Source organism: Corallococcus sp. AB030 (genome assembly GCF_003668965.1).
Classification (GTDB): domain Bacteria; phylum Myxococcota; class Myxococcia; order Myxococcales; family Myxococcaceae; genus Corallococcus; species Corallococcus exiguus.
On sequence record NZ_RAWQ01000090.1, the window covers coordinates 24,795 to 37,237 of the forward strand.

Here is a 12,443-nt window from a genome sequence, read left to right on the forward strand (position 1 = left end):
CCGGGGGCGCGCGTCAACCGGCGCGTCACGGGGAGTCCGGCTTCCGTCCAGCCCGGACAGGCACGGAGGGTGCGTCAGGGGGTGGAGCCCCAGGTTGGCATCCGGAAATAGAACCGGAACCCCGCATCTCTCAGCGTGTGGAACCGCGTCAGCAGGCCGTCATCCATCCAGAGGTGGGCCAGGTCCTGGACGCGCATGCGCTCGGGGACGAGGGCGTGCGTGTTGAAGTCCCACGCCTCCGCGCCCATGCAGCGGGCGAGCACCTCCGCATGGAAGGCCCCCATCCCGCCGACGAAGAACGACGCGATGACCCGCGTGCCCTCTCGCGTGTCGGTGTTCCGCTCGGCGCCGTAATCCATGTGGTCCGCCAACTCGCGGCGGAAAACGCCCGTGGCAATCACCTGCGCCTCCACCTTCGCCTCCGGAAGCGAGGCGAGACGGCCCGCGTTCCGGAGCAGCGGTTCCACGGCGTTGCCGATGTCGAAGAGGTCCACGTCCAGGCACTGACGCACGAGCAACAAGGCTTCGATCAGGCCCTCCCGGTCGAAGGTGTCCAGCACCGTCTCCGCGTCCTTCGCGGAGAGCGAAAAAGAAGGGGACATGGGGCTAGCCGTTCGGTTGGAAGAAGAACTCGAAACCCGCGTCCCGCAGACGCAGGAAGCACTCCAGCCGGTGCTCCTCGCCGGGGTACAGGAACCGCCGCACCGCCTCCACGTCCACACGCCATGGGTCGAGCGCGTGGGTGTTGAAGTCCCACGCCTCCGCTCCCATGCATCCCGCCAGCTCCCGGCTGCGCGAGCTGCCCTCCGGCGCCAGGAACACGGCGACGACGATGATGGCCCCGTCGCGGGTGTTCCGATGCCACGCTTCCGGCTGCTGGAGGAAGGGCACCAGCTCGCGGCGGAACGGGCCGATGCCCAGGACCTCTCCGTACATGACATGCCCATGCGTCCGAACCTCCCGTGTGTCAGGCCCCGGCGGACGGCCGCGTCCCGCGAGCCTGACCGGGGCTTTTGCTACCGTCGCCCCTCACACCCCGAGGCCGCGCCATGACCTTCTCCGTCCGCACCGCCAACCTGCGCACGCTCAACTCGCTGACGAAGTACCCGTCCATCCCGACGTACCACACGCTGGGAGACAAGGGCCGGCTGGCCGAACCCGCCATCGCGTTCGACGGGCCCGTGGTCGGCACGGAGAAGGTGGATGGCACCAACGCGCGCATCGTGTTCCTTCCGGACGGCACGTACCTGCTCGGCAGCCGCGAGGAACTCCTCTACGCGAGCGGTGACCTCATCGGGAACCCGGCCCTGGGCATCGTGGAGCACCTGCGCCCGGTGGCGGACGCCCTGCGTGAGAAGCGGCTCGACGCGGGCGGCATCACCGTCGTCTTCGGCGAGGTGTACGGCGGCAACGTCACCGCCCACAGCAAGCAGTACACGGGCGAGAAGCGCGTGGGCTACCGCGTCTTCGACGTGGTTCGTCTCACCGACTACGAGACGCCCCTCACCTGGTCCGCGGAACAGCTCTCCGGCTGGCGCGAATCCGGAGGCCAGCCCTTCGTGACCGAGGACGCGCTCATGGCCTTCACCCGCGAGCACAGCCTGGAGACCACGCCGCGCATCCTCGAAGAGGACGGCGCCGCGATGCCGAAGGACCTGGAGGGAGCGTTCGCCTGGCTGCGCTCGCACGCGCCCGCGACCCGGTGCGCGTTGGATGCCGGGGCAGGGCAGCACCCGGAGGGCATCGTCGTTCGCACCCGCGACCGTCGCACCATCGCGAAGCTGCGTTACGAGGACTACGAGCGCACGCTGCGTGCGAAGCGCTGAAAAGCAAGAAGGCGGCGGTGTCTCCGTTCACCGCCGCCTCCATCCGAACCACGCATTCAGTAGCGATGCGGCTCGGCGATATTCATGTGGCCTGTCGCGGATGAGGTCTGTCTGCACCCCGAACTTGCCCGCGTTGTCCGTACCCATTGCGTCTGGCGTGCCAGCCTCCGGCCCGCCGAGCCCTCCCTGATTCCAGGGGTTTGTGTCCCACGCTGACGGCGGCCCCTGGTGACTGCGGTCCTGGAGCTGATGACGGCCGTCACCAGGCAGGCGGGCGGGGCTGACGCGTCGCGGAAGGATGTTCGGAGCGGGCGAGGGCCGGCGGTAGACTCGCGGATCAGGTCACGGCCCATGACGAAGAGAGACACCGGAAGGCGAAACACAGGCACCGGCAACTCGGACTCCGTGCGCTCGGGCGCGGGGACGGGCCGGGGCTCGGGATATGGAACGGGTCCCCGTCCGCGCCGCGCGGAGGACGTCCCGCCCGTTCCCCAGGTGGGCCGCTACCTGCTGCTGCGCAAGCTGGGGCAGGGCGGCATGGGCGTGGTGTACGCCGCCTATGACCCGGACCTGGACCGCAAGATTGCCCTGAAGCTGCTGCACCCGAACGCCAACCAGGACAACGAAGAGGCGCGGTCCCGGCTCTTGCGCGAAGCGCAGGCCATGGCGCGCGTCTCCCATCCCAACGTCATCCCCGTCTTCGACGTGGGCATGTGGGGCGACCAGGTCTTCGTCGCCATGGAGCTGGTGGAGGGCGGCACGCTGGGCTCGTGGCTGAAGGAGGCGAAGCCTTCCTGGCGCGAGGTGCTTGAGCGCTACCTCCAGGCGGGCCGGGGACTGCAGGCCGCGCACTCGGCGGGGCTGGTGCACCGCGACTTCAAGCCCGCCAACGTGCTGGTGAGCCACGCGGGCCGCGTCTACGTGACGGACTTCGGCCTGGCGCGGCAGGTGGGCGACGGACCGGAGGCCCCCGTCTCTCCGGAGGAGGCGCAGGTCCTGGAGTCCTCGGACCGGCGCATGCTGGACACCACGCTCACCGAAGCGGGACTGCTGGTGGGCACGCCCAACTACATGTCCCCGGAGCAGTTCCGGGGCACGCAGCTGGACGCGCGAACGGATCAGTTCAGCTTCTGCGCGGCGCTCTACGGCGCGCTCTACGGCACGCGCCCCTTCGACCCGGGCAGCATCAAGGCCTACGCGTCCGCCAGCCGGAGCGCGGAGTTGGAGGAGGCCACCGGCACGCAGTCGCTGGGCGGCACGCAGTCGCTGAACGCCGCGCCCGCCAAGGCGATCCCCGTCATCGCGCCGCCGCCCGTGCTCATCCGCGAGCCCCCGCGCGACGCGAAGGTGCCCGGTTGGGTGAGGCAGGCGGTGCTGCGCGGGCTGGCGCTGGACACGGACGCACGCTTCCCGTCCATGCAGGCCCTGCTGGATGCGCTCTCCCAGGAGCAGCGCCTCGGGCAGCGCAAGCGCTGGCTGGGAGCGGCGGGTGCCATGACCACCGCGCTCGCGGTGGCGGGCGGCGTGGCGTGGCAGCAGTCCCAGGTGTGCGTGGACGCGGGCGCGCTGATGGACACCGTGTGGACGCCGGACGCGAAGGCGAAGCTGGAGTCCGCCTTCCGCGCCACCGGGAAGCCCTTCGCGGAAGGGATGGCCGTCCGCGCCGTGCAGGTGCTGGGGCAGTACGCGGACGCGTGGAAGCACCAGCGCGTCCAGGCGTGCGAGGACGCGCGCGTGAGCGGCGTGAAGCCGGAGGAGCAGCTGGACCGGCAGGTGGTGTGCCTGGAGCGCCGCCGCAAGGACCTGCGCGCCACGGTGGACCTGCTCGCGAGCGCGGACGCCGCCATGGTGGTGAAGTCCGTGGACATGGTGCATGCGCTGCCTGCGCTGCACGAGTGCGAGGACGTGGAGGGACTGGCTGAACAGCAGCGCCGCCCCTCCGACCCCGCCCTGCGCGGCACCATTGAAGCGCTGGAGGATCAGCTGGCGGAGGTGCGCGCGCAGGTGGACGCGGGCCGCTACCCGGCGGCGCTCACCGCGGTGAAGGCGCTGGAGGCGCCGGTGGAGAAGACGGGCTACCTGCCGCTGAAGGCGGAGATGCGCTTCCACCTGGGCTGGCTCCAGGAACAGACGGGCCAGTCGCCGGAAGCGTCCCGCCTGCTGTCGCGCGCCGTGTTCGACGCGGAGGCGGGCAGGGCGGACCGGTTGAAGGTCGCCATCCTCAACAAGCTCCTCTACGTGGAGGACGGCCAGAAGCACTACGACCCGGCGGCGAACTGGGGCGAGCTGGCGGAGGCCACCCTCCAGCGGCTGGGCGGTGAGCCCGCGCTGGAAGCAGACGTGAAGGTGAACCAGGCCAACCTCGCCATGTCCCAGGGCCACATGGAGGAGGCCCGCAAGCGGCTGACGGAGGCGAGCGCCCTCTACGACAAGGCGCTGCCACCCGAGCACCCCAAGCGCGCGCGGGCGCTCTTCCTCCTGGGCCGGCTGGTGCTGGGCACCGGCGACGCCAAGGGGGCGGTGCCGCTCCTGGAGGCGTCGCTCGCGAAGACCCAGGCGGCGGTGGGCCCGGTGCATCCGGACATGGCCAACCGGCACGGCCTGGTGTCCCTGGCCCTGCGAGACGCCGGCCAGCCCGAGCGCGCCCTGCCACATGCCCAGGCGGTGGTGGACCTCTACAAGACCCTGCACGGCGAGAAGAGCGCGCAGGTGGCGGAGGCGCTGGACGAACTGGGCATGTGCCAGCTGGGGATGAAGCGCTACGACGACGCGCTGAAGACCTACGAGCAGGCCGTGGCCCTCAAGCGCGAGCAGCTGCCCGAGGGCGACGAGGGACTCCAGCCGTCCTACGACGGCGTGGGCCAGGCGCTGCTGGGCCTGGGCCGGGCGCGCGACTCCGTGGCGCCGCTCCAGATGGCGGTGTCCTTCGCGTCCGCGCCCCCGGATGCGCTGGCGGAGTCCGGCTTCGCGCTGGCGCGGGCGCTGTACCAGACGGGCCAGTCTCCGGAGGCGCTGGCGGAGGCCCGGGGCGAGGCCACCCGCGCCCGCGAGCGCTTCAGCGAGTCCGGGATGGACGAGCGCGTGGGCGAGGTGGACTCGTGGCTGGAGACCCTGCCCAGGGACTCCCCGCGTCCACCTGCCCGCAAGCCTTCTCGCGGCCGGCGCAGGTAGGACGTCACGCACGGCTGCTGGCGACCGTGGCGGGGCGTGCTACCGTCCCCCGCCGTGTCGCTGCCCCCAGACGAGGACGAGGAGCTCCTGGATGCCACGGCCACCCTGCAGCGGGGCCGGGCGGGACAGGTGCGGATGGTGCTCCGGGTGCTTTCCGGCGCGGAAGCCGGCAAGGCCCACCCGCTCAAACAGGGGACGTACACAGTGGGAAAGGCCCCCACGTGTGACATCGTCCTCACCGACAAGGCCGTCTCCCGCCAGCACCTGAAGCTGGAGGTGCACGCCGAGCACGTCGTCGCCACGGACCTGGGCTCGCACAACGGCTCGTTCGTGGAGGGCCTGCGCTTCACCGCCATGGAGCTGCGCCCCGGCAGCGTCATCACCCTGGGCACCACCGAGCTGAAGCTGGTGCCGGAGGACACGCGCGAGCGCTCGCTGCCCCTGTCCTCGCGGGACCGCTTCGGCGCGCTCGTGGGCACAAGCCGCAAGATGCGCGAGGCCTTCACCGTGCTGGAGCGCCTGGCGCCCGGCGGCGCGGACGTGCTCATCCACGGCGAGACGGGCACGGGCAAGGACCTGTGCGCGGAGGCCATCCACCAGCTGAGCCCGCGCGCCAAGGGCCCCTTCGTCATCGTGGACCTGGCGGGTGTGCCCTCCACCCTCATCGAGTCCGAGCTCTTCGGCCACGTGAAGGGCTCCTTCACCGGCGCCCAGGGCGACCGCGCCGGTGCCTTCGAGCGCGCGCAGAACGGCACCGTCTTCCTGGACGAGATTGGCGAGCTGCCCCTGGACCTGCAGCCGCGCCTGTTGCGCGTGCTGGAGCGTCGGCAGGTGAAGCGCGTGGGCGGCAACGACTACTTCACGGTGAACGTGCGCGTGGTGGCCGCCTCGCACGTGAACCTGGAGCAGGCCGTCCAGCAGGGGAAGTTCCGCCGCGACCTCTTCCACCGGCTCGCCGTGCTGCGCGTGACGCTGCCCGCGCTGCGCGAGCGCCCGGAGGACATCCCGCTCCTCATCGACCACATGCTCAAGCTGATGGGCCGGCAGCCGGGCGCGCTGTCGGATCAGACGCGCGCGCTGCTCATGCAGTACCCCTGGCCCGGCAACGTGCGCGAGCTGCGCAACGTGGTGGAACAGGTCGTCAACCTGGGCGAGGAGGCACTTCCGGACCTGGAGGCGCCCCAGGGCGCGGACGGCCGCAAGGGTCCGGATCTGGACCTGCCCTTCAAGGAAGCAAAAGAACACCTCATCGAAGTGTTCGAACGTGACTACCTGAAGAACCTCATCGAGCGCTGCGAAGGCAACATTTCCAGGGCTTCTCGCGAAGCTGATATCGACCGTGTCTACCTCCGGAAACTCCTGCGCAAGCACGGGTTGGATCCATCCGGGGAGCCTTAACACGGGGCGGCATCACAGGTAGGATGACATCCCCCCTCCCCCCCGGAGCACGACCGTGAGCGTGAATCTTTCCTCCAATCTCCTCCGTACCTTCCAGCAACTGGCGGAGGTGAAGCCGACCGCCGTCCCGCAGCAGACCGCGCAGCAGGTCGGGTTGCCGGAGGAGAAGGTCGTCTCGCAGGTGGAGGGCGCGCCCACCCCCGTGCAGACGGAGCAGGCCTCGGACGCCTTCGCGGCGGTGCAGGCCCTCAATCAGGCATGGGCGAACCGCTTCCAGCCGGTGTCGGGCGCTTCGGCGCAGGACCTGGGCGTCCAGGGGACGCTCGCGAACGCGCCCCAGGCTCCGGAGATTGGCGGCTGGGACGCCGCGGGGACGGACCCCGAGGTCGTCAAGCAGGCCAATCAGAATGACTGCGGCGCCGCGGTGGCGGTGATGCTGGGCAAGGACATTGGCACCAGCAAGACGCAGCCCACGTCGGACAAGGACAAGATGGCCGCGCTGGAGTCGCGCTTCACGCAGGGCCAGGGCACGTCGCCGCATGAGCTGTCCAACATGCTGGCGAACCAGGGCACGAAGGTGACTCAGACGTCGTCCAAGCTCGACACCAAGGCCCTGGATGACGCGCTCGCGCGCGGCGCCAAGGGCGCGGTGATGGTGGACTCCAGCCTGGTGGACCCCACGACGAAGCCGGGGGAGACGGGCCGCGCGCACTGGGTCTCCGTGGAGGGCAAGGACGACCAGGGCCGCTACCTGCTCAAGGACCCCAGCACCGGCTCCAAGATTCCGGTGGACGCCCAGAGGCTCGCGGACTCCGTGGACATCAGCTGGAACCGGCACCAGGGCGGCGGGCAGATGATCGTCGAAAGCGCCCAGGGCATGTCGGAGGCCCAGGCCGCGCAGGAGGGCGGGGAGAAGGCCGTCGCGCTGGGCAACACGGACGGTGGCGGCTCCCGCGCCATGGCCAACTTCGGCCGCGAGTCCTCATAGGCCGTAAAGACTGACGGCGGATGGACTGGAGTCCATCCGCCGCGTGGGCTTCAGACGGTGAGGTGTTGCACGGCCTGGAGCCGCAGCAGCTGGCGCGCCAGCTCCTGGACCTGCTCCACCTCCTGCAGGCCCATCACCTTGCGCAGCGCCAGCCGCTTGTCCGTGGAGGCGCGCAGCAGCAGCGCGCGCAGCTGGGGATTGCTGAGCAGCGGGTTGAGCTGGCGCAGGTGGCCCACCAGCGCGCCCAGCTGGGGCAGCGTGAGTCCCGCCACCATCACCTGCGTCGCGTTGCCCTCTTCCGGGCTCTGGCTGGTGGCCAGCATCCACGGCGACAAGAGCAGGGAGCGGGTGAAGTCCATCTCGCAGGACAGGCCCAGCCGCGCGCACTCCTCCACCACGGGGCCGCTGTCGTGGCCCGCGATGATGGGCTGGATGCGGGCGGCCTCGTACTTCTGGAGGACGGCGTCGTACAGCTTCCGGGCCTCCACGCCCTGCGGCGTGCGCGGGAACTCCGCGAAGGCCTGACCAATCTCCGCGCGCAGCGTGGCCAGGAGCGTGGCGTCATCCGCCGTGCCGGGCTCGCCCAGGACCTGGGCCAGGTAGGCCCGGTCCTCGGGGACCGCGTTCGCGGACTTCCACCACTCGAAGGTGACGGTGCTCACGCTCAGCACCACCGGCAGGGTGACGACGCCCTGTCGGCCGGGGTTGGCGAGGAAGGCGCTCATCTTCCCCTCCACCTCCGTGAGGCCGCGGTGGAGCCGGTGGAGGACGGCGATGCGCAGCTTCGCGCGGCCCTCCATCGCCTGCTTCGCGGCATCCGACGACTGGCCGTCCGAGGCGGTGCGCTCGCGAGAGGATTCGGAAGCGGCGGGCCGGCGCTCGAGCTGGGGCGCCACTGGCACCTGCTGCGCCATGGGCGGAGGCTGGGGGAGCGCCGGGGCCGTCTGCGCGGTCTGGGCCGCGAGGGCAGGGGGCTGCTCCAGGGTGCCCAGGCTGGCGGCGCCCTGCGAGGTGCCGGACGCCATCCCTGCCTGTTGCTGCGGGGCCCTGGCGCCGCCGCCTTCAGTGCGCTCCGGCTCGCCCGAGCGGCCGAAGTCCATGCCGTCCTGGGGGCCGCTCTGCTCGAGGCCTCCCTTGGCGGAGGCGCCCTTCGCGGAGCCGCCCTTGACGGCGACGCCTCCCTTTCCGGTGCCGCCCTTCCCTGTGGCCTTGCCCGATGACTTGCCTTCACCGGACTGCGCCTTCTCCTCCTTCTCCTGCGCGGGGCTCTGCAGGGGCAGGCCCGGGCGGGGAAGACCAGACGGAAGGCGGACGCTCATGGATGGGGGCCTCGGGTGAGGGGAATCAGGCCAGGTCCTTCAGGTGGACAACCAGGTTGCTGTTCTTGCTGCCCAGCGTGCTCGCGTCGTCCGTGGGGATGACGTAGCCCTGATCCGCGCCAACGTGCTTGCGGAAGAAGTCTACCACCTCCGGATCCTGCACGTTGGACGTGGTGCTCTTCTTGATGCCGTACGCGGAGCCGTCCGCTCCCTTGGCCTTCACGGAGTCAGGCGCGGAGGAGAGCAGGTTGTCCATCGTGCCCGACAGGCGGCCGCCGCCGTCCGGCTGGATGGTCATCGAGGTGTTGTGACCCTCGATGTAGCTGACGTCGTAGTAGGTGTTCCCGAACCCGCCGTCGAACTTCACTTCACCGAGCGTCGCGTTCTTGCCGTCGCCGTTGTCGCTGCGGAAGTTGCCGGACCAGTTGTCCGGGAACTGCACCGTGCGGCTCTCACCGGGCTTCAGCGTGACGGAGTCGACGGCCTTCTCGCCCGCGTTGGGGGTGAAGTTCACCGTCATCGGCTTGTTGCCGTCGTTGTTGAGGGTGATGGTGTTCTTGCCCTTCGCCGCGCTCGAGTCGCCCACGGACTGGGGACCGGCGACGGCCGCGTCCTTCTGGGGAGCCGCCGGGGCCGGAGCGCCCTGCGCCGCGGAGGCCGCCTGCGCCGCGGCAGGAGCAGGGGCCGCGCTGGAGCCCGCGCCCTCGCCACCCAGGTCCGGCACGCCGCCCTGCTGCGCACCGGCTGCGCCCTCGATGCCCGGAGCGGCGGCGCCCTGCTGCGCACCGGCGCCCTGCTGCGCACCAGCGCCGTTCATTCCACCGAGCATCTCCACCAGCTGCTTCAGCATCTGGACCATCTCGGTCAGCTGCTCCATGGGATTGCCGCCCTGGAGCGCGCCCTTCTTGCCCACGCCCGCCGGCGCGTCGAAGCCATCCGCCTGGAACATCCCCTGGAGCGAACCCGGGCCGCTCTTGGCCTGCCCCGCGTCCGCCGTCACCGCCGTGGGGCGCGCCACCGGGCTGGAGAGCTCCGTGGCGGACGTGCGGGGCGAGAAGGAGGAGCTGGCAACGGACGACTTCGACAGGGGGGAGAGCGCCATGGCGGTGTTCCTCGGAGATTGGATGGGCCGGCTTCGGACACCGGCCGGTTCAGCGATGTGGGGGGCTAGAGCACGGCGCGTGCCATGCGCCCCACACGCTTCTCAACGAGGTAAACCCTTGGAACTCCTCAGGGGACGGACGCTGCCACGGGAGCGGAAGGCCCCCGCCCTGATGACTGCCGTCAGGCCCCTGGTGTCCGGCGTCATCAGGCCCGAAAGCACGACTCGCGCGGGACGCAATGCGCCCCGCGCGAGAAGTCGCCGCGGATTCAGGCCGTGCGGATCAGACCCTTCGGGCCGTGCTCGAATGGATGAGCCGCAGTATCAGCAGCAGCACCACTGCTCCGATGAACGCCACGAAGATGGTGCCCGCGATGCCGCCAAATGGGGCTCCCGTGCCGAGCGCCCGGAGGATGAAACCTCCCAGGAACGCGCCCACCACGCCCACGACGATATCGCCAATCAGGCCGTAGCCACCGCCCACCACCGCGGACGCGAGCCATCCAGCGATGAGGCCGATTACCGCCCACAACAGGATTGCTTCCAGCGCCATGTCTCTTCCTCCCATCGAGGTGATGGGCGAAACATGGGCATGATTCCCGGCCGCGCTCGCCCCTCCCCCAAGGGCGACGGCAGGGCAGGCAGGCAGGCGGCGCCCGGGTGGAATCCAGACTTGAAGCCTCCCGCCTACTTGCAGATGGGCACGCGGGGCGGCGACGCGCTGGCGAGCACCGCGGTGCCCCTGACGTTGACGATGGTGCCTTCGGGGAGCGCCATCGCCTGCCCCAGGGACAGCAGAGGCGTGATGCCCTCGCGCGGTTCCTGGGACCAGGAGGGAAGGGGGCTTCGGGACATCCGCCGCCATGCGCCGGCGATGGGCGCACCCACGCGGATCCGCGCGGGCTCGCCTTCGAGCCGCTCCACCTGGAACGCGTCCAGGTCGCGCGCCGAGTCGGGCATGTCGTCGGTGGAGGGACACTCACCCGTGCACGCGTCCCAACCCTGGTTGCCCATCACGGTTCCACGGTCATCCCAGACATAGGCGCCAATGAAGCGCCGCATCGTGGGGATCCAATAGGTGAGCCTCACGGAGACCGCATCGCTCGTCCGGGGGATGAGGGCGGAGAAGACGGAGACGGTGCCGTCCTCCCGGTGCACCACCCGCAGCGGCGTGCCGTCCCCCAGCGTGGCCGGCACCACGGAGCCCCGCGGCGGCAACTCCAACACCACGGACGGCTCGATGCGAGGCAACTGGATTTCCTCGCGAGGCACGGCCCTGACTCGCCAGGCATGCGTTCCGCAGCCTGCCAGGACGAACACAGACACGACGGCGAGCATGAGGCGATGGCACAGGCGCCAGAAGTTAGCCCGATGCCGGGGGCATTGACGGCGTTCTGTTTAAAGATGCATTCTGCATGCATCTTTACGGGGCGTGGGCCCGGAAAGGGAGCGAAGTCATGACGAGCGTGTACGAGAAGATTGGCGGAGAGCCGGCGATGGCGGCGGCGGTCGACGTCTTCTACCGGAAGGTGCTGGCCGACGAGCGCATCAGCCACTTCTTCGAGGACGTGGACATGGAGCGCCAGGCCGCGAAGCAGAAGGCGTTCCTGACGATGGTGACCGGCGGGCCCGCGAACTACTCGGGCAAGGACATGCGCGCGGGACACAAGCACCTGGTGGACCGCGGGCTGAACGGGACGCACTTCGACGCGGTGGCAGGGCACCTGAAGGAGACGCTGGAGGAGCTGGGCGTGCCCGCGGACCTGGTGGGCCAGGTGATGGCCGTCGCCGAAGGGGCGCGTGCGGACGTCCTGAACCGCTGAAAGCAGCCGACAGGAGGCACGTCATGGCGAAGGTGCGGCATGAATCCGAGTGGTACCCGTTGGAGCCCGGAGAGACGGTGCTGGACGGACTGCTGCGCCAGGGCGTGCGCGTGCCGCATGCGTGCCGGGCAGGGGCCTGCCAGTCCTGCCTGATGCGAGCGACCTCGGGCGCGGTGCCCGAGGCCGCGCAGGTGGGGCTCAAGGACACGCTGCGGGCGCGCGGCTACTTCCTCGCGTGCACGTGCCGGCCCCAGGAGGGCACGGCGCTGGAGGTGGCGGGAGCGTCGGAGCTGCGCGTCCCCGCGCGCGTGGTGGAGCTGGAGTCGTTCAGCGAGGACGTGTTCGCGGTGCGGCTGGAGGTGGAGACGCCACTCGACTATCGCGCGGGGCAGTACGTCACGGTGGTGCGCGCGGACGGGCTCGCGCGCAGCTACTCGCTGGCGAGCCTGCCTCGCGAGGGCCGGCTGGAGCTTCACGTGCGGCTCGTGCCCGGGGGCGCCATGAGCGGCTGGTTCGCACGCGAGGTCCGGCACGGCGACCGGGTGGACGTGCAGGGGCCGGCTGGGGATTGCTTCTACGTGCCCGGACAGCCGGAGGCGCCGCTGCTGCTGGCGGGGACGGGCACGGGGCTCGCGCCGCTGTATGGAATCCTGAGGGACTCGCTGGAGGCGGGCCACACCGGCCCCATCCACCTGTTCCACGGGGCGAGGGAGCCGGCCGGGCTGTACCTGGTGGACGCGCTGAGGGCGCTGGCGGCGCGCCATCCAAACGTTCACTACCGGCCCGTCGTGCTGGCGGGAGGAGGTGGGGAGGTGG

Annotated in this window: 12 protein-coding genes; 6 read left to right on the plus strand and 6 right to left on the minus strand. The window is 70.6% G+C overall.

The annotated features are described in order from the left end of the window. Window positions 1-74: 74 nt before the first annotated feature. The gene (locus D7Y15_RS21560) at window positions 75-602 is read right to left on the minus strand and encodes a hypothetical protein (protein ID WP_121753771.1); all 528 of its coding nucleotides are present in this window, start codon (window positions 600-602) and stop codon (window positions 75-77) included. Window positions 603-606: 4 nt separating this feature from the next. Beyond that, window positions 607-936 (minus strand): hypothetical protein, encoded by a 330-nt coding sequence (locus D7Y15_RS21565; RefSeq protein WP_121753772.1) that lies wholly within the window; start codon window positions 934-936, stop codon window positions 607-609. 113 nt (window positions 937-1,049) lie between these two features. On the opposite strand from D7Y15_RS21565, the gene D7Y15_RS21570 reads away from it, so the two are divergent. From D7Y15_RS21570 to D7Y15_RS21585, 4 genes are all read left to right on the plus strand, one after another. Further along, entirely contained in the window at window positions 1,050-1,826 is a 777-nt protein-coding gene (locus D7Y15_RS21570) for an RNA ligase family protein (protein WP_121753773.1), read from the plus strand. A gap of 351 nt (window positions 1,827-2,177) precedes the next feature. Next, window positions 2,178-4,997: a protein kinase gene (locus D7Y15_RS21575; RefSeq protein ID WP_121753774.1), complete on the plus strand. Its 2,820-nt coding sequence runs from the start codon at window positions 2,178-2,180 to the stop codon at window positions 4,995-4,997. Between the two features lie 54 nt (window positions 4,998-5,051). Then, entirely contained in the window at window positions 5,052-6,395 is a 1,344-nt protein-coding gene (locus D7Y15_RS21580; protein ID WP_233596999.1) for a sigma 54-interacting transcriptional regulator, read from the plus strand. Window positions 6,396-6,450: 55 nt separating this feature from the next. Next, window positions 6,451-7,383: a hypothetical protein gene (locus D7Y15_RS21585; RefSeq protein WP_121753775.1), complete on the plus strand. Its 933-nt coding sequence runs from the start codon at window positions 6,451-6,453 to the stop codon at window positions 7,381-7,383. A gap of 50 nt (window positions 7,384-7,433) precedes the next feature. Here the strand turns inward: D7Y15_RS21585 and D7Y15_RS21590 are convergent, their stop codons facing one another. From D7Y15_RS21590 to D7Y15_RS21605, 4 genes are all read right to left on the minus strand, one after another. Next, a complete protein-coding gene (locus tag D7Y15_RS21590) occupies window positions 7,434-8,702 on the minus strand; it encodes a hypothetical protein (RefSeq protein WP_121753776.1) in 1,269 nt (422 codons plus the stop codon). Window positions 8,703-8,727: 25 nt separating this feature from the next. Further along, window positions 8,728-9,804 (minus strand): hypothetical protein, encoded by a 1,077-nt coding sequence (locus D7Y15_RS21595; RefSeq protein ID WP_121753777.1) that lies wholly within the window; start codon window positions 9,802-9,804, stop codon window positions 8,728-8,730. Between the two features lie 283 nt (window positions 9,805-10,087). Continuing rightward, window positions 10,088-10,357 carry a GlsB/YeaQ/YmgE family stress response membrane protein gene (locus D7Y15_RS21600; protein ID WP_120576996.1) on the minus strand — a complete coding sequence of 90 codons (270 nt, stop codon included), beginning with the start codon at window positions 10,355-10,357 and terminating at the stop codon, window positions 10,088-10,090. Window positions 10,358-10,491: 134 nt separating this feature from the next. Then, entirely contained in the window at window positions 10,492-11,076 is a 585-nt protein-coding gene (locus tag D7Y15_RS21605; protein ID WP_148712829.1) for a hypothetical protein, read from the minus strand. A gap of 185 nt (window positions 11,077-11,261) precedes the next feature. Here D7Y15_RS21605 and D7Y15_RS21610 point away from each other — a divergent pair, with 185 nt between their 5' ends. Beyond that, window positions 11,262-11,627, plus strand: a complete 366-nt coding sequence (locus D7Y15_RS21610) for a group 1 truncated hemoglobin (protein WP_120576998.1) — start codon at window positions 11,262-11,264, stop codon at window positions 11,625-11,627. A 23-nt stretch (window positions 11,628-11,650) separates the two neighbouring features. Continuing rightward, window positions 11,651-12,443 (plus strand): 2Fe-2S iron-sulfur cluster binding domain-containing protein (locus D7Y15_RS21615; RefSeq protein ID WP_121753779.1); only part of this gene is annotated, 793 nt, incomplete at its 3' end.